The organism is Streptosporangium sandarakinum (assembly GCF_013409935.1).
Classification (GTDB): Bacteria; Actinomycetota; Actinomycetes; order Streptosporangiales; family Streptosporangiaceae; genus Streptosporangium; species Streptosporangium nondiastaticum.
Map to the genome: position 1 here is coordinate 716,615 of NZ_JACCCO010000002.1, position 23,001 is coordinate 739,615.

The following is a 23,001-nucleotide window of genomic DNA, read 5'->3' on the forward strand; positions in this document are numbered from 1 at the left end:
AATATTCAAGCCGGGAGTGTAAACAGCAGCCGCTCGGCGTGGTCGAGTGCCAGCCGTACGGCGCCCACGGCGATGCACTCGCCGCCGAGCCCGGAGACGACGGCCCGCGGCGGGTACAGGCAGTGCTCGTCCAGCACCTCCTGGATCGGCTCCACCAGCAGGTCACCCACGGAGGAGAGGTCACCCCCGATGATCACCATCTCCGGGTCGAGCGGGTTGACCACGGTGATCAGGCCGGCCGCCAGGGCGCGCCCGAACTCCCTGACCGCCAGGCGGGCCTTCTCGTCGCCCGCGCGCGCCCGGCCGACGGCGAACTCCGCGCTCTGCCGGCCGCCCCGCAGCTCACCGGGCTCCACCGCCATCGAGTAGTCCATCACGTGGCGGAAGGCCGACCAGTTGTCGTTGGGCTGAGAGCCGATCTCGCCCGAGGCGGCGTGGGCGCCCCGGTGCACCCGGCCGCCGATGAGCAGACCCATGCCGATCCGGTCGGCGGCGAAGAGGTAGACCACGTCGTCGCAGCCCCGGGCGGCCCCGCGCCAGTGCTCGGCCGTGACGGCCAGGCGCATGTCGTTCTCGACGACCACCGGCGCCGGGAGCCGCGCGGACAGCTCGGCGTGCAGGTGCAGGCCGGTCCAGCCGGGCAGCACGATGCTCTTGACCACGCGGCCCTCGCCGTCGACCACGCCGGTGGTGCCCACGCCCACGACCGCCAGCTCGGCGACGGTGAGCCCGGCGTCGGCGGCGGCCAGCCGGACCAGCTCGGCGACGGCGGACAGCCGGTCGGGCACCGGGGTGTCGGCGGGCAGCGGCTGCCTGCGCACCGCCCTGACCTCCCCGACCAGGTCGCAGACCATGACCTGGAGGCTGGAGCTGTCGATGTGGACGCCGGCCACGTGGCCGGAGGAGGCGCGGAACCGGAAGCGCCGAGCCGGACGGCCGCGCTGGCGGTCGGCGCGCTCGTCCTCGGCGCACTCCTCGACCCAGCCGTCGGCCAGCAGCTCCTCGACGATCCCCTCGGCCGTGGGCCTGGACACACCGGCGGCGGCGGCCAGCTCCGTCAGGGTGGCGAGCTCCCGGCCGCGCAGGATGCGCAGGATCGCGTCGGAGTTGAGTCTCCTCAGGACGGACGCGTCACCGCTCACCTGTCTCATATGCTCGATCCTACTTTGACAAGATTCTTTAATAAAATGGAAAACCTCCGACCCGCGAGGGTGCGCCGGTGTCTGGACCGAGGAACGCAGCCACGGAGTGGCGGAGTGACGAGGGAAGACACCGGACTCAAGCCCCCGAGCCGCGACGCGCAGCGTCGCCATGAGCCTGTGAGGGGGCGCCGGTGTCTGGACTGAGGAACGAAGGAGCGAAGCGACGTAGTGACGAGGGAAGACACCGGACTCAAGCCCCCGAGCCGCGACGCGCAGCGTCGCCATGCACACAGCGTCGCCATGAGCCCGCGCGGGCCCTTTGGTCAAAGTTTGCCGGAGATCGCGGAGTCGGCCGGCGGACCATTCCCATCGCCGCCCGCACCCTCTCCGACCAGCGAGGACATCGTTTCGGCCCGGGTTTCCCCCGGGATTACGTGACCACGTTCACATGATGAGAGCCGTCTGGAAGACATGACCCGGCTCATTACGGGGACGGTGATTTCGTGAAGGGATCCGAGCTGCTGGGGCACATCGCACTTCCAGGAGACGCCGCGTCCGTTCCGCAGGCCCGGCGGTACGTCCGCGACCTCCTGGAGGCCGCGGGCCATCCCCGTACGGACGACGCGCTCCTCCTCGTCACCGAGCTGGTGACCAACGCGGTACGGCACTCCGACTCCGGCCGCCAGCCAGACGGGAAGGTCACTCTGATCATCATGTGCCGGGACGGGACGATCCTGATCGACGTGATCGACGAGGGATCGCCGGGCACCGCCCCCGAGCTCAGGACGGATGTCCAGGCCGACTGCGGCGGCGGCCGGGGGCTGTGGCTGGTGCGGGAGCTGTCCACCGCGTGGGGCTGGCGCGACGACCAGGCCGGGCGGGTGGTGTGGTTCCAGATAGCCGAGAACGACCGTGAACCGGCCCACGCGTGACCGCCTGACCGCCCCCGGAGGCCGCCCGGTGGACGGGGCGCGGGAGAATGTCCCCCCATGGAAGAAGCCCGCATCGCGATAGCGCCGCCGCCCGGTCCGGAGGCGGCCGGGGCAGGTGACCGCGCCAACTCCCCCGCCCTCGACCACCTGCGCGCCCGGGTCGCCGAGGCCGTGACCGCCGGAGGCGGTTCCAGCGTCCCGCCCGCCGAGGCCAACGGGCTCGTGTGGCTGGTGCCGGGTGACCCGGACGGGCTGGCGCGGATGCTGGACGACCATCCCGGGATCGGGTGGGTGCAGTTCCCCTGGGCGGGCGTGGAGAAGTTCGCCGAGGCCGGGATCCTCCGCCGGCCGCAGACCTTCACCTGCGCCAAGGGGTCGTTCGCCGGGCAGGTCGCCGAGCACGCGCTGCTGCTGACGCTGGCCTGTCTGCGCAGCGTCGTACGGCAGGCCCGCACGCCCCACTGGTGCTCGGCGGACCCGCGTTCCCTGCACGGCCGCCGGGTGACGATCCTCGGCGGCGGGGGCATCGCCACGGAGCTGGTCCGCCTGCTCGCGCCGTTCGGCTGCCGGGTCCGGGTGCTCCGCCGCCGGCCGGACAAGGTCGAGGGCGCCGAGGAGACGCTGCCGTCCTCGGCGCTGCACGACGTGCTCGGCGACACCGACGTCCTGGTGCTCGCCCTGGCCCTGACACCCGAGACGCGGTACGTCGTCGACGCCGCCGAGCTGGCGCTGCTGCCGCGGCACGCCGTCGTGGTCAACGTCGCCCGGGGCGAGCACATCCGGACCGGCGCGCTGGTCGAGGCCCTCCGCTCCGGGACGATCTCCGCCGCCGGGCTGGACGTGACGGACCCCGAGCCGCTGCCCGAGGGCCATCCGCTGTGGGACGACCCCCGGGTGCTCATCACCTCGCACAGCGCCGACTCCGCCGACTACACCACCCGGGTGCTCAGCGAGCGGGTCGAGCGCAACGTGCGCAACCTGCTGGCCGGCCGGCCCCTGGAAGGCGTGATCGACCCCGAAGCGGGCTACTGACCGTCGACGGGTCCGCCCGGGACCCTCGACGGGTCCACCCGGTCCCTCCCTCCCGGGCACCGCGTCCGCCGCCCCTTCAGACCCCGGTGACGGGGGTCGTGCCCGTGGCGGAGGAGACCAGGTCGCGGTAGACGAGCGGGTCGGTGACGCAGGCGCCGAGCCGTACGGTCTTGTTGGTGCCGTGGTAGTCGCTGGAGCCGGTGACCCGTAGGCCCAGATCGCGGGCGAGGGCGCGGACGTGCTCCCGATCGGCCTCGACGTGCTCGGTGTGGTCGGCCTCGACGCCCCACAGACCCGCCTCGGCGAGACCCGCGATGAGCGCGTCGGGCAGGGCGTGGCCCCGGACCTCCGCCTTCGGGTGCGCCAGCACCGGCACCCCGCCGGCCTCGCGCACCAGCCGGACCGCGGTGAACACGTCGATGTCGTCCTTGGGCAGGCGGTAGCGGCGGCCCAGCCATTCGGGCCGGAACGCCTCGTCCACGTTCCTGACCAGGCGGCGCCGGACGAGCGCCTGCGCCAGGTGGGGGCGGCCGACCGTGCCGCCCGCCGCGTACCGGCGCACCTCGGAGACGGTCACGTCGATGCCGTCGGCGTTCAGCAGCTCGACGGTCCTCTCGGCCCGCCGCTCCCGGGAGCGGCGCACCCCGGCCAGCTCCGCGATCAGCGGCTCGTACGCGGGGTCGAACAGATAGGCCAGCAGGTGCAGTCCCATCGTCGGCTCCGTGCCGTACCACCGTCCCGACAGCTCGGCGCCGCGCACCAGCGTCAGCCCGGCGGGCAGCGCGGCCACGGCGGCGTCCCACCCGGCCGTGGTGTCGTGGTCGGTGATCGCCACCACGTCCAGCCCGGCCGCGGCGGCCTCGGCCATCAGTTCCGCCGGGGAGTCGGTGCCGTCGCTGGCCGTGGAGTGGGTGTGCAGGTCGATGCGCATACCGCCAGCTTCCCAGCGATCCGCGGACGATGCGCCATGGACAATCGTGCGTCCCGGATAAGGGAGAAGACGTGTAGATCGGGCAGTGGACCGGGATGCGGATCGGACACGGCGAAACGAGCGGCCTCTCTCATGCGCCGGACGGCTCCCATGTGCCGACCGGCCCCGACATACCGACCGGCTCCCACGTGCCGACCGGCTCTCACATGCCGACCGGCTTCCATGTGCCGACCGGCTTCCATGTGCCGGACGGACCTCATATGCCGGACGCCACCGGCGCGCCGGACGGCCCTGAAGTGCCGGGCGGTCCCCAGCCGGGTGGTCTCCACGTGCCGGGGGAAGGTTCCCACGTGCCGGAGGGCGGTCCTCACGTCCCGGAGGGAGGTTCGCGTTCGCTGGCGGGCCGCTACCGGCTGCTGGCCCCGCTCGGCGCGGGCGGCATGGGCGTCGTCTGGCGGGCCCGGGACGAGCTGCTGCACCAGAGCGTGGCGGTCAAGGAGGTCTCGCTGCCCGCCCACCTGTCCGAGCGGGACCGCGAGGAGCGGCTGCGGCGCACCCTTCGGGAGGCCCGTACGGCCGCCGCGCTGCGTGACCACCCCGGCATCGTGACCGTCTACGACGTGGTCGAGGAGGACGGCCGCCCGTGGATCATCATGGCCCTGGTCGAGGGGTCGTCCCTGGCCGGGGCGATCCGGGCCCGGCGGCGGCTGCCCGAGGCCGAGGTCGCCGCGATCGGGCGGCAGGTGATCGCCGCGCTGGTCGCGGCCGAGGCGGCGGGGATCGTGCACCGTGACGTCAAGCCCGCCAACATCCTTCTGGGGAGCGGTCAGGCCGTGCTGACCGACTTCGGGATCTCGGCCGCCGACGACGACCACACCGACCTGACCGGCACCGGCCGGCTCCTCGGCACGATCCCCTACCTGGCTCCCGAGCGCTTCGCGGGCCGCCCGGCCTCCGCCGCCACCGACCTGTGGGCCGTGGGCGTGACGCTGTACGAGGCGGTGGAGGGCCGCAAGCCGTTCGCCCGGGGAAGCACGGCCGCCACGATCGCGGCGATCATCAACGGGCTCCCGGACCCGGCCGAGCACGCCGGCCGGCTGCGTCCGGTCATCGAGGGACTGCTCCGCAAGGAGCCTGCCGAGCGGCTGACCGCGGCCGAGGCGCTCGCCCTCCTCGCGCCGGTCGCCGGGACCGGTCCGGCCGTCCCGTCCCCGGTGACGGGCCCCGGTCCGGCCGTACGGCACGGCGCGGCGCAGGCCCCGGCCCGTACGGCGAGCCCGGCCCGTACGGTGGCCCCGGATCATACGGTGGCCCCGGATCATACGGCGGGTCCCGGCCGGAGCCCGGCGACGGACGACGTCCCGGCCACGCAGGCGGGCGGAGCCGACTCGTGGACGGGCACGCCGACCCCGCGGACGGGTGCGGCGGCCAGCGGGATGGCGGGAGCCCGGACGGGCGAACCGGCCGCGCGGGTGCCCTGCCGGGCGGCCGCCCGGCAGGGCACGGCGGCGAGCGAACCGAGATCGGCCACCCGGCCGGCCGCCGCGGAACCGCGGGACCGGCGCGACGCGGAGCCGCGGAGTCCGGACACCGGGAAACCGCGGGACCCGGGCATCGCGGGATCACGGGACCGGCGCGGCGCGGAGCCGCGGGACCGGGACCGGCGCGGCGCGGAGCCGCGGGACCGGGACCGGCGCGGCGCGGAGCCGCGGGACCGGGCCGCCGCCCCGGGGCCGCGTTCCTGGGCCACCGCCCCCGGCTCGCGTTCCCGGGCGACCACGGCGGGGTCGCGGACGCGGAGGACCGCGGCGGCGGGCGCGGGATACCTGCGGGCGCTGACGACGACGGCGCCGGAACGGCTGCGCGAGCCGCTGCCGGCGGTGGCGGCGTGGTCGCGCGCCCTGCTCGCCGGGGGTACGACGCTGCGGCACTCCCTGGTGTCGGCGGCGGCCGGGACCGCGCGGCTGCGCGCCCGGGTGTCCGTGGCGACGGGCGCCGTCCTGCTGGCGGCCATGGTGACGATCGCGGTGGTCGTGGTGACCCAGCGGAACTCCCCCGGTGCGGACACCGGCCGGACGTCCGCCGTCGCCGAGGGGTCGGTGATGTCCGCCGCCCCGACGTCCGGACCGGCCACCGGCCGGGCTTCGGAGGCCGCGGCGAGCCGTACACCCGGGCCGGACCCGGGTGGGACGGCCGGGCCCGCCGTGAGCCCCGCCCCGAACGGGACGGCCGGTCCGGCCGGGGACCCGGGTCCGAGTCCCACCGGGGACCGGACCTCTGCCGGGGAGCCCGCCGTCGCCTCCCCCGCCACGCCGCCGCCGGGTTTCCGCCTCTACCGGGACGGCAGGCATCGCTTCTCTCTGGCCGTTCCCGAGGGCTGGCACCGGGAGGTGCGAAAGGACCAGGTGGGCTGGGTGTCCGGCAGGGGCAAGAGCGCCTCCGTCCGCCTCCTGGGCGTCCTCGCCGACCCGGAGAAGAAGGAGAAACGCTCCCCGGAACGCATCCTCGCCGAGCTGCGCGACGGGCTGAAGCCGCTGCTGATGGCGCGCGGCTCCTACCGGGAGTTACGGAAGGGCCCGGTCGCCTTCCCCGGGGGGAAGGGCGCCGAGCTGGAGTTCCGTTTCGCGCGCAAGGGATCGCCGAAGCAGATCCACCGTTTCTACGCCCGGTGCGTGGTCCGCGACGGCGGCGGCAGCGGGATGTTCTGGTTCTCCACCCCCGCGGAGCGGTCCGGCGCCGCCTCGTACATCAACGCGTTCGCGAGCACCTTCAGGCTGGGCTGACGGCCGCCCCACGCCGTCTTCGGGCCCGGTGCGCCACCACCTAGCGGGCCATCACCCAGCGGTCCACCACCCGGTGCGCCACCACCCGGCAGGCCGGCTCCCACCGGCGACGGGCCGGGCGCGGGTGGACCCGCCGGGAAGGACCCGTCCCATCCCCCGGCGGTCACCTCCGGGCGGGCCGCTTCCCACCGGTGGCGACGACGCGGGCCGCGGCGAGGTAGGCGGCCAGCAGGCTCTCGGCCACCGCCTTGACCGTCTCGTCCCCCGGCAGGAACGTCGGGGTGTGCAGCCCCGACACCGTGTCGGTGCCCACGAAGAGCATCAGCGACGGCACGGCCGACGCGAAGTGGGCGAAGTCGTCGGCCCCGCAGGAGCGCAGGATGGCGGGCGTGTGCCAGGCTGTTTCGGTGAGCAGCCGGGCCGTCTCGTCGGCCAGGCGTTCGTCGTTGACCAGCGGCGGCTCGCCCAGCGCGATCCACACCTCCGCCTCGCAGCCGTGGGCGCGGGCCATCCCCTCGGCGATCTCACGGAACCGGTCCTGCAGCCGCCAGCGCCAGGTATCCGACATCGCGCGGAGCGTTCCCCTGGCGACGGCCCGGCCGGGGATGGCGTTGGGGGCGGTGCCGGCGCTCACCGTCCCGAAGGTGATGACGGTCGGCACCATGGGGTCGGCGTCCCGGCTGACGAGCTGCTGCGCGGCCACGACGATCTGGGACAGCGCCAGGACGGGGTCCCGGCCGAGCTGAGGGTAGGCGGCATGGGCGCCGCGGCCCCGCACGGTGAGGGTGAACTCGTCGGCGGAGGCGTTGACCGCACCGGGCGTGCAGGCGGTCTGGCCGACGGCGAGCACCGGCTGGACGTGCGCGGCGATCATCGCACCGATCCGGTGCCGTCCGAGCGCGCCGGACTTGACGATGTCGAGCGCCCCCGAGGGGTGGGTCTCCTCGCGCGGCTGCAGGACCGCGACCATCGGGGTCTCCGGCCGTACGCGGTCGACGGCCCTGGTCAGCGCGGCCAGCGCGGCGAGGTGGACGTCGTGGCCACAGGCGTGCATGGCACCGTTGCGCGAGGCCCAGGGAACGCCCGTCTCCTCGGTGATCGGCAGGGCGTCCAGCTCGCCGCGCACGCCGATGGCCGGGCCGTCCTCGCCGACGCGGAGCATCGCGCCGGTTCCGGCCACCCGCTCCAGGACGCCGTCCCCGGGCAGCGCGTCGAGCATCCGCTTGAGCGTCGGCTCCTCGGTGCCCGCGAGGTACGGCTCGGCGTGCAGTTCCCTCCGCAGCTCGTAGGCGGCGGGGAGTTCGTCGTGAAGCGCGGCGTACAGCCGCTCATGGACGTCCTTCACCTGGCCTCCCCGGCGCCGGGACGATGGGAGCCGGTCACCCCGCTTCCTACCGGGCTTCCCGTAGGCCGATGGGCGTGGGTGCCGTACATGCTTCCTCCCCGAGATAGACAGGCGATAAGTCCGTTAAATCCACTAATAGTTATTCCGCTTCCCCGCGAGACACGGATGATGCGGCCCGCCCTCGATCAGGCCGCTCCCCCGTCCGGCCCGTCCCCGGCCCCGTCCGATCCGCCGTCCCCCAGCCCGTAGACCCGGCGGGCGTTCTCCGCGCCGATCATCGTTGCCACCCGAACCGCCTGCTCCGCGCTCCACTCCCCCTCGGTCACGAAGCCGCCGAGAACCCGGGTCATCGCCCGCCGCCACAGCAGGGCGCCCAGATGGTGCAGCTCGGCGGGCCCGCAGGCGTCGGAGGAGAAGAGGATCTTGGCGAACGGCGCGAGCTCCAGGCTCTCGGCCACGACGGCCGCCGCCCGCGCCCCGGTGTGGTGCACGCCCAGCCCGACGTCGAAGAAGACGTGCGGGTACGCCTGCGCCAGGAAGCCGGCGCCGCGATGGAACGGGTAGCAGTGCAGCAGGAGCAGCGGGATCCCGCGCGGCTCGGCCAGTTCCACGAAGCCGCGCAGCAGCAGCGGGTCGGCGCGGCGGAGGTCGAGGTCGGGGTCACCGTACCCGGTGTGGAACTGCAGCGGCAGCCCGCGCCCGACGCCTGTCCAGATGAGGTGGCGCACCAGTACCGGGTCGTCCAGGCGGGTCCCGCCGGTCCGCTCGACCCGCCGCAGCCAGCGGCCGGCCGCCGCGGTCACCTCCCCCGGAGAGGGCGGGGCGGGGTCGAAGTCGAGGCCGCAGCGGTAGGCGGCGACGGTCTTCAGGCCGCGCGCCGTACGGCTGCGCTCCCACAGGGCCGCCTCGAAGGCGGCGGCGAAGGCCGCGGCGCCGACGCCCTCGGCGGCGACCCGCTCGGCGACCGCCTCCAGCCGGACGATCTCGTCGGCGGGCCGGCCGGTCAGGGCGGACATCCCGGACGGTCCCAGCAGTTCATCGGCCCGGTAGCCGGTCTCCACCAGGAAGCGGCCCACCCCGGCGGCGGCGAGCAGCCGCCGGCCGGTCTCCTCGGCGCCCAGTTCGGCGCGGCGGGCGAGGTAGGCGTCCGGTTCGGGATGCGGATCGAGGCCGAGCACGGGCGCGCAGTGACGGAGGACGGCGAAGCCGAGCTGTGAGTCGAACCGGGTCGTCCAGGCGGGCACCGGCCGGTCCGACTCGGTGAGCGCCTCCTCGAACTCCCACCGCGGCAGGTCGCGGACCAGCACCCCGTGGACGTGGTGGTCCACCAGCGGGATCTCCCCGATCGCCCGCCGCAGGTCCTCCAGGCCGGCCATCGGACCACCTCCGCCCGCCTCACGACCGCTCTCCCACCATTGTGGGCACCGGCCGGGCTCCCCGGTCGTACGGCCGCACCCGTGTCACGGCCGGGCCGGGCAGGCCGGATGGGCGGGTCCGACGGAGCCCCGGCACGGAACCGGCGGGCGCTCAGCGGGACGGCGCGGTCACCGGGTCGTCCCAGGAGAGGCGGTGGTCGTACATCCAGGCCAGCATGTCCTTCTTCTCCACCTGCCGCATGATCGTCGGCAGTACGAGGTCGCGGAGGAACGCGCCGACGGGTCCCGGGGCCTTGCCGCTGCCGTTGCGCCGCCCCTGGGCCACGACCTTCTCCACCCGCTCGCGCCGCAGCCGTTCGAAGGCGGCGAACGCCTCGCGCGTACCGGGCACGTCGCGCAGGCACCTGGCCAGCACCACCGCGTCCTCGATGGCCATGGACGCGCCCTGGCCCGAGGAGGGCGAGGTCGCGTGCGCGGCGTCGCCCAGGAGCACCATGCGGTCGTTGAACCACGTCGGCACGGTCGGGAAGTCGTAGGTGTTCCAGGGACCCAGGATGCGGCGGGTCGCGCCGATGACGTCGGCCATCGGCCCGGTGTCGCCCTCGAACAGCTCCAGCAACCTGGCCCGCCACCGCTCCGGGGTGATCGCGGCCAGCTCCTCCTGGGTCGGCTCCTCGGGGCTCGCCGGGTTGGCGAACCACCACACCTCTCCGTCCGGGTGGATCAGGTAGCCGAAGAAGCACCTCCTGCCGAAGATGAAGTAGCTCGTCCCGGGAACGCCCGGCACCGTGACGCCGCGGGCGAAGCCTCCGGCGTTCAGCAGGCCGACGTGCCGGGCCCGCGGCGCGCCGGGGTCGATGATCGTCCGGGTGCGCGAGCGCAGGCCGTCGGCACCGATCAGCAGGTCGCCCTCGGCGGTGCTCCCGTCCGCGAAGACCGCCCGCACGCCGTCCGGGGTGGCCGAGGCGTCGATGAGGCGCCTGCCGTAGTGGATCGGCACGCCGCGCCGTACGGCCTCGTCGCGCAGCGCCCGGTAGAGGTCGGCGCGCCGGATCGTCCGGGAGGGCTGGCGCTGGACGGCGAGCCGCCTGCCGCGCCGGTTGAGGATCTCCATCCGCGGCGAGTCCATGCCCAGGTCGCGGACGAGGTCGTGCAGGTCGAGCAGGCGCAGCGCCTCCATCCCGTTGGTCGCGAGCGTGAGGAAGGCGCCCACGCCTTCGGAGCCGCGGTCGTACGCCTCGAACACCTCGCCGTCGATGCCGGCGCGCCGCAGGGCCATGGCCGTGACCGGGCCGGCGATGCCCCCGCCGATGATCAGAGCTTTCTTGGTCATGGAATGAATATACATAAAATGACTATCAAGGACCAGGGATGGCCGCCGTTACGATGACAGGCATGTCGACGAGGCGATCTCCACTGGCCATGGCGCTGCTCTCCCTGGTCAGCGAGGCGCCGATGCACGCCTACCGGATGCAGCAGCTGATCAAGGAGCGGCACAAGGACGACGTGGTCAACGTCGCGCAGCGCAACAGCGTCTACCAGACGATCGACCGGCTGCTGCGCGCCGGGCTCATCGCGGTCCGGGAGACCTCGCGCGAGGAGAACCGCCCCGAGCGGACCGTCTACGAGCCGACCGGCGAGGGCCACGAGACGCTGCGGCGGTGGATGCGGGAGATGCTCTCCACCCCCGCCCGGGAGTTCCCCGAGTTCCCCGCGGCCCTGGCCTTCCTGCCGGTGCTGGAGCCCGACGAGGTCCGCGCGGCGCTGGAGGAGCGGGTCGCGTCCCTGGAGACCCGGCTGGCCTCGCTGGAGCAGGAGCTGGCGGAGGGGGCGGCCTTCCTGGAGCGCGTCTTCCTCGTGGAGAGCGAGTACCAGCGGACCGCGCTCACCGCGGAGCTCGGTTACGTCCGCGGCCTCGCCGAGGACCTCCGCTCGGGCCGCCTCGCCTGGGACTACCGGCTCCCCTAGCCGACCGGTACGGCCCGGCGGGCGGCCCCGCCGCCGAAGGTCAGCCGGAGCCGCCCGTCTCGGCGGCGATCCGGCCGGCCAGGCGCTCGTAGCGCTGCCGGGCCGCCTGGGAGGTGCCCAGTCCGAGCCCGAAGGCGATCTCCTGCCAGGTGAGACCGCGGCCCCGGGCCATCTGCAGGAGCCCCGCCTCAAGCTGGTCCATCTCCGCACGGGCCAGCGGGATGAGGGTCAGGGCGGCGGTGATGTCGGCGTTGTCCACCTCCGGCTCGCCCTCCTCCGGCAGGGCGGAGCCCGCGGCGAGGAAGGAGACGAGCCTGACGGCCTCGTGCGGGCCGAGCACCGACGGGTGGACCTGCCGGGAGCGCTGCTCCTCGGTGGCGGCGTGCCGGTCGGCGATGCGCGACAGCGCGGCGTACACGCGATGCGCCCGCGCCTGCCCCGGATCGGGGGGCGTGAAGGGGTCGAGTGACTGCGATGACTGGTCGGTATCAGAAGACATGCGACCAGCATGGCTCCGGCAACCACATGTTGTCAACGAATCGATTTAAACGAAATGTTCAAAAGAGGGTGACGGTTCGGCGCTCTCCACCACCGCGCCGCGCCGATCGCCCCCCGGTCCGGCCCGTCACGTGACATCCCCACCTGACGTCCCCCGTCACGTGACATCCCCACCTGACGTCCCCCGTCACGTGACATCCCCACCTGACGTGCCACCCGTCACGTGACACTCCGATCCGACGTGCCACCCGCCACGCCGCACGACTCCACCCGCCCTGGCACGCGTCCGTCACGCCGTACGGCCTCATCTCTCGGCCGGCCCGTCACGCCGTACGGTTCGGCCCGCTCCCGGCGGCCGGGGCGCCGGGGGTCCGCGGGTGCGGGACGGGCGCGCCGAAGACGAACCAGACGACCTTCCCTCCGGCGGCCGGCCAGGTGACGCCCCAGCCGTCGGTCAGGACGCCGACGATCTGCAGGCCACGCCCGCCGGTGGCCTCGTCGTCGGCCTCGCACACCCGGGGCGTCCCGGCCCCCGGGTCGAACAGCTCGCCGTACACGTGGCCGGCGCCGCAGCGCAGCCTGAGTGCGCACGCCGCGCCGCCGTGCCGGACGGCGTTGGTGACCAGCTCGCTGACGACGAGCACGCAGTCGTCCACCAGGTCCCCGGCCCCGGACAGGGCGAGCTCGTCGCGCACCAGGGAACGCGCGTCACGCACGCTGGCGGGGGTCGCGGGCAGCAGGCGCTCGGCCGTGCGGGTGAACGCCGTGCCGGCGGAGACCGCGGGCGCGGGCACGACAGTCGCGGGCACGGCATGCCCGGACGCCACGCGGACCGGCACGGCGTGGGCGGCGGGTCCGTGGGCGGACACCGGGCCGAGCGGCTCGGCGCACGAGCTGGGCTGGAGGGTCACCTGCTTCTCCTCTGTATGGGAGCGCTCCCACACCTCAATGTAGAGGAGATGACCGGGTTATGTGAACTGATTGCGACACAACTGTTTCGTCCGGATCCCCTTTCCTCACCCGACCTTCGGCGACACCCGCGGACTCAAGGAAGCTGCGGCAGGACCTTCGCCCCGAAGGCGTCGATGAACGCCTCCTGCTTCTGGCCCACGTGGTGCAGATAGATCTCGTCGAAGCCCAGCTCCACGTACTCGCCGATCCGGGCCGCGTGCCATCCCAGGTCCGTCGAGACGTTGACCGACTCGGTCACCTTCGACGGCGGCACGTCGGCGGTGACCATGTCGAACAGCTCGGCGCTGTCGATGTCCCAGCTCACCGGCGGGCCGAAGACGTTGCTCCGCCACTGGTCGTGGGCGGTCGCCAGCGCCTCGTCCTCGCTTTCGGCCCAGCTCAGGTGGACCTGCAGGACCGCCTTGCCCTTCCCCCCGGCGTCGCGGTAGGCGCCGAGGACCTCGCGCAGCGTCTCCACGGGGCCGTTCACGGTGATCAGCCCGTCGGCCCACTCCGCGCACCACTGGGCGGTCCGCGCGCTCACCGCCGCCCCGAACAGCTCCGGCGGGACCTCCGGCCTGGTCCACAGCCGGGCCCGGTCCACGGTGACCAGGCCGTCGTGGCTGACCTCCTCACCGGCCAGCAGCGCCCGGATGACGTCGACGCACTCCCGCAACCGCGCCGTACGGACGTCCTTGCGCGGCCAGCGGTCGCCGGTGATGTGCTCGTTGCTCGCCTCGCCGGTGCCCAGCGCCGCCCAGAACCGTCCGGGGAACATCGCCCCCAGGGTGCCGATCGCCTGGGCGATGATCGCCGGATGGTAACGCTGGCCGGGAGCGTTGACCACGCCGAACGGCAGGCTCGTGGCCTGCAGGGCGGCGCCCAGCCAGGACCAGGCGAAACCGGAGTGGCCCTGCCGCGCGCTCCAGGGCGAGAAATGGTCCGAGGACATCGCCGCCGCGAACCCGGCCTGCTCGGCCCGCGTCACCGCCTTCAGCAGCTCGGCCGGATGGATCTGCTCGTGTGATGAGTGGAAGCCATAGGTCGCCATGGCGCCCGGCTACCCGAACCGGGACGGTTCACGCGAAACCGCGCGTGACGGTCCCGCGCCGGTCGCGCATGCTGGTGGACGGAGGATCTTCGACGAGGAGGGAGCCGGAAGTGGGCTCGAACGCGCCCCGGATGATGTGGCAGTTGCTGGAACCCCTGCACGCCGTCACCTACTTCGCACCGGAGGCGCGGTCGGCGGCCGACGCGGCCGGCATGCGCGGGTTCTGGATGGGATACTTCGCGACCCGGGCGGCTCCGCTCGGCGCGGTGGGCCCGGAGGTGGTCACCGCCGCCTTCCACGGTTTCCCGCCCGCCAGGGTGGCCCGGGCGCTGCCGGACGCCTGGGGGTTCGCGCCCCCGGAGGCCGTGCTCCGGGCGCGTCTCGGCGGGGCCGGGGCCGCCCTGCGGCGGCTGCTCGCGGACGCGGCGGCACCGGGCTCCTCCGAGGGGGCCGGTTCGCTGCCGGACGCCCCGGAGAAGGCGGGTCCGCCGGCGGATGTCCCGGAAAAGGCGGATCCGCTGCCGGACGTCCTGGAGGAGGCCGGTTCGCTCGCCTGGGAGGCGGCCCGCCGCGCCGACACCGCCGGGCGGGTGCTCGCCGCGGCGAACCAGGCCCTTCCCGAGCCGGCAGAGCCTTACCTGCGGCTGTGGCAGGCGGCGACCACGCTGCGCGAGCACCGCGGTGACGGGCACGTCGCCGTCCTCGTCGCCTGTGGCGTCTCCCCGGTCGAGGCCCACCTGCTCAAGATCGCCGCCGCCGAGACCGGCGCGGACGGGCTCCGCCTGGCCCGGAAGTGGGACGAGGCCGAGTGGGACGCGGCGCTCGGCTCCCTGCGCGCGCGAAGATGGCTGGACGGCGCGGGCCGCCTGACCGGGGAGGGCGCGCGGGAGCGCGACCGGATCGAGCGACTGACCGACGAGGCCGCGGCCGGCCCCTGGCGGGCGCTGGGCGAGGAGGCCACCGTCAGGCTCGCCCGGCTTCTGTGGCCGCTGGCGAACGCGGTGATGGAGTCGGGCGTGTTCCCGGTGCCGAACCCGGTCGGCATGCCGTGGCCGCCCGAGCCGGTGGACGGCCTCACCGGCGGCCCCGTGACACCCTGATCCGTGACGCCGGGTGTGGCGTCCCTTCCCGGGCTGCGGCCGGGGCCGTCAGCCGCGGGTCCGCGCGCTCGCCAGGGAACCGGCGACGTCCGGGTCGATGATGAAGAAGGAATGGAGGTCGGTGATCTGCAACAACCGCTCCAGGTGGCCGCCCACCCCTGCCAGCCGCAGCCAGCCGCCCGCCTCGAAGGTCGCGTTCATCCCGCTCAGGAAGGTCCGCAGGCCGGTGGAGTCGCAGAAGGTGACGCCCTTGACGTCGATGACGATGCGCGCCTGCCCGCCGGAGACCAGGCGGTCCACGGCGCCCCTGAGCAGCGGGCTGGAGGTCCGGTCGATGTCGCCGGTGACGGTGACCACGGCGCAGCCCGCGTCATGATGGTGGGCGACGTCGACGAACAGCTCTCTACTCATCGTCATCCACTCATTCCACGCGGCTGAGGTGCCACCCGCGCCGGTAGCCGGCCAGTGATCAAGGTATACCCCTGGCGCCGGGTCGGCCGGGCGACGCTCAGGAGACATGTGCGTAACGGCCCCGCCCGCGCCGATCGGGTCGCCCTCCGCCCAATGGAAGCAGACCCGCGGCGGCTTGCCGGTCCCGTCGCGCGGAACGCCCATCCGCGCCGCACGAGGCGGCCGGGGCCGTCATGGCCTCGCCCGCCTCACGTTCCCCCCGGCCGCACCGCGCCGCCTCCCCGCCCCGGGGGTACGGCCGGCCGCCGCCATCACCGTCGCCGCCACCGCCGTCGCCGCGGCGGGCCGGCCGGACGGCGGCCGGTGTCGCGGTGGATCAGCCGAACGGCAGCCGTACCAGCGACGTGTCACCCGCGCCGAGGGTGGTGGCGCCGTTGCCGATGGCGTTCCAGACCTCGACCCGCACCGTGCCGCCGGCGAGGTTCCCGTACGCTCCGGACGCCGACTGCAGACCGGCCGCCTGGGTGTAGTGCTCCCACCCGGCCAGCGGGTCGGTGGCGAAGTAGCGGTAGGTCTCCACCCGGTCCCAGCTCCCGTTCCCGGTGAGGTCGTAGGAGATCCTGAGCTGGGTGCCGTTGCCGACCGTGGTCCCGGCGTCCAGGAACAGGTCGAAGGCGGTCGTGCCGCCGTTGTGGGCGGCGGTCAGGCCGGTCGCGGTGAAGACCCGCGCGTTCGTGGGCGTGCCGTCGTGGTTGACGCCGCCGGCCGAGGTGATCGTGACGGCGCCCGCCGTGCCCTTGGCACCCGGGAGCGTCCCGTCCGCCCGGAGGTACCGGGTCGCGGTGAAGGGGGCGGCGGTCACCGTCGGCGTCACGGTCGGGGTCGCCGTCGGCGTCGAGGTGGGGGTCGCCGTCGGGGTGGCGGTCGGGGGGAGGCCGCCGTCCGCGTCGCCGCCGCTCCAGTTCAGGGCGCCCGAGGCGACCGTCCTGCCCGCCGGCACGGTGAGCCGGGTGCCGTTGGAGAAGGTCACCGTCATGTCGGTGCCGGTGATGTTGGACGCCACGTAGGTGCGGGCGCCGTTCCTGCTGAACACCTTGGCCAGCGGGTGGTCGGCGACGACGGTGGTGTCCACGGTGCCGAGCGCCGCCAGGTTGCGGATCCAGTGGAAGGTGTGCGCCCGGCTCTCGCCCTCCTCGGGGGTGTAGCCGGGTGCCGCGCGCAGCTTGGCCAGCGCGGCGTCGCCGTCGCCGAGCGCGAGATACTCCCACAGGATGTCCTGCCACACCGTGGGCTCTCCCCCGTTGTTCCTGACCACCTCGGCGTAGTTGCGGCGCACGTAGCCGGGGTCGTCGCCGAGGTAGAGGTGGCCGCCGGTGATCGGGAGCATGTTGATGCCCTGGATCATCTCCGGTTCGGCGCTGAACCAGGTGGCGTAGGCGCCGCCGTCACCCCAGACCATGCCGACCGCGCCGTGACCGAACTCCCCGGGGAAGTTCCGGTCGCGGATGTCGAACCAGTACTCCTTGATCGCCTCGGCCTGGGTCGTGTACATGTAGACGCCCGCGTCGCGGACGGCGGTGTCGCCGGTGGCCTGGCCCCACTGGATGAGGGCGTTGGCGAAGTTCATGCCCTCGGACGAGGACTCCTGGTTGTTGCCCGCGGCGAACGCCCCGTGGCCCGACGCCCAGTCGTGGCCGGCGTAGATGTCGAAGTCACGCAGGTACGGGAAGCGCTCGTCGCCGCGGTCGTAGTTGTCGGCGTCGCGGATCAGCAGGTCCACCATGCCGCCGTACCGGCTCTTCGTCGCCCAGTCCGGCTGGAACTTGGCGAGCGTCGCCGCGGCGGCGATGTAGTAGCCGTAGTGGAAGTGGTGGTCATTGAGCTCCTGGTCGGAGCCGTAGGAGGCGGGGTAGCCGATCAGCGTGCCCCAGTTGCGGTCGTAGTAGAAGACGCGGGAGGTCTTGCCCGCGGCGGCGGTGAACCAGTCGGTGAGGCGGGTGCGGACGGCGGTCAGCGCCGCGTCGCGGACCGAGGTGAGGCCGAGCTGGTCGGCGATCTCCGCGATCCGGGCGGCGCGGCCCAGGCCCTTGCCGGTCCAGTAGGTGTCGTCGCCCCGGGCCGCCATCGGGTCGCCCAGCTCGGCGTTGAGGTGGCCGGTGATCGTGGCCAGGTCGGCGCCCGAGCCGTCGGCGACCGCGGGGACCTCGGGCAGCACGCCGGTGTAGGTCATCGTCGTCGTGAACCCCGTCCCGGTGATGATCTTCATCGGGCCGCGCGCGGAGGCGTACGTGGGGGCGAGGGGGGTCGCGCCCGTCAGGCGGTTCCACTGGTGGGGGTACAGGGCGATGACGGTGCCCCGCTCCGTGCCCTGCCTGGCCGCGGTGGTGAAGCCGTACGTCGTGGTGACCCTGCCGCTCGACGGGTCGTACGCGTAGGAGACGCGGGTCCCGGTGACGTGCGCGTGCGCGTATCTGGCGTAGGTGGCGGCGAGGGCCGCCCTGTCCTGGCCGCCGGGCAGCACCGCCACCGAGAAGAAGCCCTTGCCCGCGAGGGAGGAGGTGATCGTCGTCCCGCTGACGGTCCAGGTGGAGCCCGCCGGGGCGTAGGCGACGTAGTCGCTGCCGCCCGCGGTGAACCCGATGACGGGGCCGTCGTTCGACCAGACCGCGGGGGCGCCCGCGGTGCCGCTGATCCGCGCGTCACCGCCGGTGACCTGGAAGTAGGTGAACGGCAGGCCGTGGCCGATGGTCGCCTTCATGGTCCGGGCCCCGTCGCTCCAGTACGGCGTGACGGTCCAGTCGCTCCAGCCGTCCACCTTGACGTCGGGGGAGCTCATCCCGGTGACGCCGACCCGGATGTCCTCGCGGTACTCGTACTTGTACTCCCCGACGCCGGTCGCCGTGCCGGTGATCGACGTCGGCCCGGAGTTGTAGGAGAGGCCGATGCCGTCGGGGAAGGTGTCGTAGGAGGCGGGGTGGGCGTGCAGGATGTCGCTGTAGGCGCAGTCGTTCCGCTTGAAGAGGAGCGAGGACCACCAGTCGTTGGTGGGGACGGCGCCCTTGGGCGCGTTGCCGGTCACCCAGCGGCGCGGGTTGGTGGAGAGGTCGGCGCAGCCGGTCGGCAGGGAACGGCCGGCGGGCAGCGTGTCGGCGTAGCCGCCGGCGCCCACCGCGGCCGCCTCGGCGGGGCGCGCCGCGCCGAGGCCGGCGCCGGCGCCGAAGACGCCGGCCAGTAGCGTGACGGCCGCGAGCACGGCAAGGCCGCGCCGGCGGGCGGGGCTTCTTCCCGGGGGTCGTGGTGTGTCCGGCCTCGCGGCGTGGTTCGGGTGATCCATGGGGGTGCCTCCAGGGGAGGGATCGGATCTGGAGCGGAGCGGCTGAGAGAGCGCTCTCACAGCGGAACGTAGCCAGCCGTCCGGCCGCCGTCAATGCTTCGCCACGATTGCCGTCGGACGAATTTCCGCCGCCCGCTTTTCTCAATGGAACCGCTGGCAGTAGGGGTTGTCCTCGGGCTCTGGGAACCCGACGGGGAGCCTGACCGGAGGATCCAATCAGCGCCCGAGGACTAGAGAGCGCTCTCCACTGAATGTCAGAGGGTCCGGGCGGAGCCTCCCGGCCGCGCCTGTCCGGAGAGCGCCGGCCCGCGAGCCGCAACTGGCGGAACGGTCACAAAACCATGACTGGACACGCAGAGTGATTGTTCATTTACTTTCAGTGTTCACTCCGGCACCCCCTGCTTCAGGAGGAATCATGCGGCACGGAAAACTCATGGCCATCACGCTGGCGACCGTCGTCGGCTGCGCGGGCCTGGCAGCGGCGGCGGCCGCCCCCGCCACCGCCACCGTCGACGCCCCCACCAGCTCGGCGGCCGACTTCACCGGCTACCAGATCGTCAAGCTCCCCAACGCCAACGTCCCCAACTTCTCCCGCCGCGTGGTCCGGTGCCCCGCCGGTAAGCGGGCGGTCGGCGGCGGCGCCGAGGCGCAGGGCGCGGACGCGATCCTCGTCGGTTCCTTCCCGACCGACGACGGCACCGGCTGGATCGGCCTCGGCCGGCAGAACCGCTACGGCGACGTCGGCATCAGCGTCTACGCGGTCTGCGCCAACGTCGGCTGATCCGCCTTCCCCCCGCTCTGGCCAGACCTCCCCCGGGTCTGGCCAGAGCCTTTTCGGATCCAGGTCCGGGCCCGGATCCGGGGCCGGGGCCTGTCCCGGTCTCCCGCGGCGGCCCGGCCGCCCCGTCAGCGGGACCGCTTGCGGTCCAGCGTGCCCCAGGCGTGGCTGTTCTGGGCCGCGACGAGTTCCGCGGCCTCCCGCATCACCGACTCGTCCACGGTCGCGACGACCTCACCGCACCGGATGAGGGGCTCGTTGTCCGGGCCCCGGGACACCTCCTCCCCCGCGAGGATCCACGCCCTGACGCCCGGCCCCCGGTCGCGGCGGATGTGGGAGTAGTCGTACAGGCGCCGGGCGGCCCACAGCCTGGTCGAGCGATCCCCCCACCAGCTCTCGACGTCCAGCGGATTGGCGGACAGTCCGGGCAGCTCGGCGCCGGTCAGGGCGTCGCGGCTGCGGCCGGTCGTCTCGTCACGGCCCAGGTCCCGCGACCACCGGATGAAGAGCCCGTGCCGACCGTCCAGCAGCGTCGCGAGTTCCGACAGGCTGGTGATCACAGCCGGTGCCGACGCCATCGCCTCCACCTCGCTTCGACGCGCTTCCCCGATCGGGCCCGTCGGCCTCCCCGGGGGCCCGCCGGGCTCACCCGCGGGCCACCTCCGGCTTCCCGCCAGGCGACATTCCCACGGTTCCCACGTTCTCCCAGCTCACACCTGACCCGGGAATCCTCCCCGGCGGCAGCGCACGGGTCAGCCATGCGATCCGGTGCCGTACGGCGTGCGGGTCAGCCATGCGATCCGGTGTCGTACGGCGTGCGCCGCTGCAACAGCAGCAGCCACGCCATGGACGGCAGGACCAGCAACGCGCCCACGGCGAGCACGAGGAGCGTGGCGCCGAGCACCGACCGGGTGGCGGCGGCCTGGTAGACGGTCAGGCCGGGCGGCAGCATCGCCGGGTACTGGGCGACCGGCCACCCCCACAGCACCGCCGTGACGGCCAGCGCGGCGGTGACCCGGACGAGCAGGAAGCGCCTCAGCCACAGCAGGACCAGGGAGACCAGGCCGAGTACGGCGCTGCCCGCCACCAGCGGCAGCGCCCGGTGGATGAGCCCGTCGAACAGCCGGGGGGCGTCCCAGTGCAGCACGGCGATGCCGACCAGCGCGACGGCGCCCACGGCCAGGCCCGTCACCAGCGCCCGGCGCCGGAACCCCTCGGCCAGGTCCGGCAGCCCGGCCCGTCTCGCGTCGTCGCACAGGTACACGGCGGCGAGGTAGACGCAGACCCCGATCGCGAGGACCCCGCCCAGCATCGAGGTGGGGTTCACCCAGCTCGCCATGATGTCCCCGGCCCCCAGCCCCGGCGGGACGCGCCCGGAGGCGATCCCCCCGGCGACCGTGCCGAGGAAGAAGGGCGTCAGGACCGAGGAGAACGCGAAGGCCGCGCCGAACAGGCGCTGCTGCCACAGCTCGGTGCTGGCCTTGCGGAAGGCGAACGCGGCGCCCCTGGCGATGATGCCGAGCGCCACGAGCGTCAGCGGGATGTAGAGGGTGGACATCACCGCGGCGAACGTAGGCGGGAAGCCGGTCCAGAGCACGACGAGCACGAAGATCAGCCAGACGTGGTTGGCCTCCCACACCGGCCCGATCGTGTGCTCGATGAGCCGGCGCTGCGGCATGCCCGCCCTGGCGCGCCCGGCCAGCAGGTCGAGGACGCCGCCGCCGAAGTCGGCCCCGGCCAGCAGCGCGTACAGCGTCACGCCGACCCACAGCACCACCAGCATGGCCTGCACCAGGTCCACCGGGTCACCCCCGGTCCCCGGTCGCGGGCGTCGCCCCCTGGGCGGGTTCCTCCGGTTCCTGGGGCGCGTGCGTCTCCTCCCCGGCGGCCTCCGGCGTCCTGGACGCGCGCGCCATGCGCCGCAGCACGTAGACGGTGGCGACGGTGAGGACCGCGTAGACCAGCAGCACGACGACGAACCCCGCCCACAGGCCGGGCACCGGGTTGACGGCGTCGACGGTGCGGAGCCTGCCGTACACCGTCCAGGGCTGGCGGCCGACCTCGGTCACGATCCAGCCGGACTCCACCGCGGCCGCGGCGGCCACCCCGGAGATCGCGGCCAGGCGCAGGAACCACGGGGAACGCGGCAGGTCGCGGTGGCGCCACCAGGCCACCGCGAACCACGCCGACAGCAGGAGCAGGAAGAACCCGACGGCCACCATCGTGTCGAAGGCCAGGTGGACCGTGGTGACCGGGGGCCGGTCGGCCACCGGGACCGTGTCGAGACCGCGGACCACCGTGCTCGGGCTGTTGCCGACCAGCAGCGACAGGCCGCTGGGGATCTCGACCGCGTAGCGCATCTCTTCGTTGACCGCGACGCCGCCGAGGCTCAGCGGGGCGTGCGATCGGGTCCGGAAGACGCCCTCCATCGCGGCGAGCTTGACGGGCTGGTACTCGGCCAGGAACCGGGCCGCGTAGTCGCCCACCACGATCTGGATCGGGGCGAAGACGGCGCCCAGCGCGAAGGGGATGGCGAAGCCGAGGCGGTGGTAGCGGTCGCGCCGCCCGCGGAGCAGCGCCACGGCGTAGACGGAGGCGACCGTGAAGCCGGTCACCATGAACGCCGCGATGATCATGTGCAGCGTCTGCGGCGGTGTCGCCGGGTTCATCATCGCCCGCCAGGGGTCGACGTCGCGGATCCGGCCGCCCTCCAGGGTGAACCCGACCGGCTGGTTCATCCAGGCGTTGGCGGTCACCACGAAGAACGCCGAGGCCACCCCGGCGACCAGCACCGGCACTCCGGTCAGCAGGTGGAGCCGGGGCGACAGCCGGCCCCAGGCGTAGAGGTAGACGCCGATGAAGATGGCCTCCAGGAAGAAGGCGTTGCCCTCCAGTGCGAAGGGAAGCCCGATCACCTCCCCGTAGACGCCCATCAGGCCCGGCCACAGCAGGCCCATCTCGAAGCTGAGGATCGTCCCGGAGACCGCCCCGACGGCGAACAGCACGCCCACCGCCTTGGCCCAGCGGTGGACCAGCCGCAGGTACTCGTCGTCACCGGTTCGCAGGGCCCGCCACTCGGTGAACAGCAGCAGCGCGGGCATCCCCACCCCGAGACAGGCCAGCACGATGTGCCAGCCCAGCGAGAAGCCCATCTGCATGCGCGCCGCGAACATGTCGGCCGGGCTCGCCGGGCCGGCCGCCGCCGCCGACATCGGTACGGCGAGCCCGGTCAACCCGGTCAACCCGAACAGCCCGGACAGCCCGGACACGGCGCCCCTTCCCCCCGGACGGCGGTCCCGCCGGCCCTCGCGCGTTCCCCGGCCTCCATGACGTTCCCCCAGGTCACATGGGCCCCCATGGCCCCATGGG

Annotated in this window: 19 protein-coding genes; 6 read left to right on the forward strand and 13 right to left on the reverse strand. The window is 73.7% G+C overall.

Annotated elements, in window-relative coordinates:
- Window positions 1-5 precede the first annotated feature (5 nt).
- Window positions 6-1,151: an ROK family protein gene (locus HDA43_RS21760; protein WP_179824626.1), complete on the reverse strand. Its 1,146-nt coding sequence runs from the start codon at window positions 1,149-1,151 to the stop codon at window positions 6-8.
- Between the two features lie 494 nt (window positions 1,152-1,645).
- Here HDA43_RS21760 and HDA43_RS21765 point away from each other — a divergent pair, with 494 nt between their 5' ends.
- Window positions 1,646-2,074, forward strand: a complete 429-nt coding sequence (locus HDA43_RS21765; RefSeq protein ID WP_179824628.1) for an ATP-binding protein — start codon at window positions 1,646-1,648, stop codon at window positions 2,072-2,074.
- A gap of 57 nt (window positions 2,075-2,131) precedes the next feature.
- A complete protein-coding gene (locus HDA43_RS21770; RefSeq protein WP_179824630.1) occupies window positions 2,132-3,106 on the forward strand; it encodes a D-isomer specific 2-hydroxyacid dehydrogenase family protein in 975 nt (324 codons plus the stop codon).
- 76 nt (window positions 3,107-3,182) lie between these two features.
- Here HDA43_RS21770 and HDA43_RS21775 read toward each other — a convergent pair whose 3' ends face one another.
- Entirely contained in the window at window positions 3,183-4,037 is an 855-nt protein-coding gene (locus HDA43_RS21775) for a PHP domain-containing protein (protein WP_179824632.1), read from the reverse strand.
- 350 nt (window positions 4,038-4,387) lie between these two features.
- Here HDA43_RS21775 and HDA43_RS21780 point away from each other — a divergent pair, with 350 nt between their 5' ends.
- Window positions 4,388-6,820, forward strand: coding sequence for a serine/threonine-protein kinase (locus tag HDA43_RS21780; RefSeq protein ID WP_179824640.1), 2,433 nt, complete (start codon window positions 4,388-4,390; stop codon window positions 6,818-6,820).
- Between the two features lie 163 nt (window positions 6,821-6,983).
- Here HDA43_RS21780 and HDA43_RS21785 read toward each other — a convergent pair whose 3' ends face one another.
- From HDA43_RS21785 to HDA43_RS21795, 3 genes are all read right to left on the reverse strand, one after another.
- Complete coding sequence (locus tag HDA43_RS21785; protein WP_312873482.1) at window positions 6,984-8,165, reverse strand: M20 metallopeptidase family protein; 1,182 nt, start codon at window positions 8,163-8,165, stop codon at window positions 6,984-6,986.
- Between the two features lie 185 nt (window positions 8,166-8,350).
- The gene (locus HDA43_RS21790; protein WP_179824642.1) at window positions 8,351-9,541 is read right to left on the reverse strand and encodes an amidohydrolase family protein; all 1,191 of its coding nucleotides are present in this window, start codon (window positions 9,539-9,541) and stop codon (window positions 8,351-8,353) included.
- Between the two features lie 151 nt (window positions 9,542-9,692).
- A complete protein-coding gene (locus HDA43_RS21795) occupies window positions 9,693-10,874 on the reverse strand; it encodes an FAD-dependent oxidoreductase (RefSeq protein ID WP_179824643.1) in 1,182 nt (393 codons plus the stop codon).
- Between the two features lie 62 nt (window positions 10,875-10,936).
- On the opposite strand from HDA43_RS21795, the gene HDA43_RS21800 reads away from it, so the two are divergent.
- Complete coding sequence (locus tag HDA43_RS21800) at window positions 10,937-11,509, forward strand: PadR family transcriptional regulator (RefSeq protein ID WP_246424481.1); 573 nt, start codon at window positions 10,937-10,939, stop codon at window positions 11,507-11,509.
- Between the two features lie 40 nt (window positions 11,510-11,549).
- Here HDA43_RS21800 and HDA43_RS21805 read toward each other — a convergent pair whose 3' ends face one another.
- The 3 genes from HDA43_RS21805 to HDA43_RS21815 all read right to left on the reverse strand — a co-directional run bounded on the left by HDA43_RS21805 (window position 11,550) and on the right by HDA43_RS21815 (window position 14,009).
- A complete protein-coding gene (locus HDA43_RS21805) occupies window positions 11,550-12,008 on the reverse strand; it encodes a DNA-binding protein (protein WP_179824645.1) in 459 nt (152 codons plus the stop codon).
- A gap of 322 nt (window positions 12,009-12,330) precedes the next feature.
- Window positions 12,331-12,918, reverse strand: coding sequence for an ATP-binding protein (locus HDA43_RS35250; RefSeq protein ID WP_179824647.1), 588 nt, complete (start codon window positions 12,916-12,918; stop codon window positions 12,331-12,333).
- Window positions 12,919-13,052: 134 nt separating this feature from the next.
- Window positions 13,053-14,009: a TIGR03885 family FMN-dependent LLM class oxidoreductase gene (locus tag HDA43_RS21815; protein WP_179824649.1), complete on the reverse strand. Its 957-nt coding sequence runs from the start codon at window positions 14,007-14,009 to the stop codon at window positions 13,053-13,055.
- Between the two features lie 110 nt (window positions 14,010-14,119).
- Here HDA43_RS21815 and HDA43_RS21820 point away from each other — a divergent pair, with 110 nt between their 5' ends.
- Window positions 14,120-15,109, forward strand: a complete 990-nt coding sequence (locus HDA43_RS21820; protein ID WP_312873483.1) for an SCO6745 family protein — start codon at window positions 14,120-14,122, stop codon at window positions 15,107-15,109.
- A gap of 48 nt (window positions 15,110-15,157) precedes the next feature.
- On the opposite strand, the gene HDA43_RS21825 is transcribed toward HDA43_RS21820, so the two are convergent.
- On the reverse strand, window positions 15,158-15,526 hold the full coding sequence (locus tag HDA43_RS21825) for an STAS domain-containing protein (protein WP_179824651.1): 369 nt from the start codon (window positions 15,524-15,526) through the stop codon (window positions 15,158-15,160).
- 370 nt (window positions 15,527-15,896) lie between these two features.
- On the reverse strand, window positions 15,897-18,773 hold the full coding sequence (locus tag HDA43_RS36470; protein WP_312873484.1) for a glycosyl hydrolase: 2,877 nt from the start codon (window positions 18,771-18,773) through the stop codon (window positions 15,897-15,899).
- Window positions 18,774-19,269: 496 nt separating this feature from the next.
- Between HDA43_RS36470 and HDA43_RS21835 the strand changes: the two genes are divergently transcribed.
- Window positions 19,270-19,635 (forward strand): hypothetical protein, encoded by a 366-nt coding sequence (locus HDA43_RS21835; RefSeq protein WP_179824655.1) that lies wholly within the window; start codon window positions 19,270-19,272, stop codon window positions 19,633-19,635.
- Window positions 19,636-19,760: 125 nt separating this feature from the next.
- On the opposite strand, the gene HDA43_RS21840 is transcribed toward HDA43_RS21835, so the two are convergent.
- The 3 genes from HDA43_RS21840 to HDA43_RS21850 form a co-directional block, all read right to left on the reverse strand.
- On the reverse strand, window positions 19,761-20,210 hold the full coding sequence (locus HDA43_RS21840; RefSeq protein WP_179824665.1) for a DUF6098 family protein: 450 nt from the start codon (window positions 20,208-20,210) through the stop codon (window positions 19,761-19,763).
- A 209-nt stretch (window positions 20,211-20,419) separates the two neighbouring features.
- Entirely contained in the window at window positions 20,420-21,433 is a 1,014-nt protein-coding gene (locus HDA43_RS21845; protein ID WP_312873485.1) for a cytochrome d ubiquinol oxidase subunit II, read from the reverse strand.
- A gap of 4 nt (window positions 21,434-21,437) precedes the next feature.
- On the reverse strand, window positions 21,438-22,901 hold the full coding sequence (locus tag HDA43_RS21850) for a cytochrome ubiquinol oxidase subunit I (protein WP_312873486.1): 1,464 nt from the start codon (window positions 22,899-22,901) through the stop codon (window positions 21,438-21,440).
- Between the last annotated feature and the right edge of the window lie 100 nt (window positions 22,902-23,001).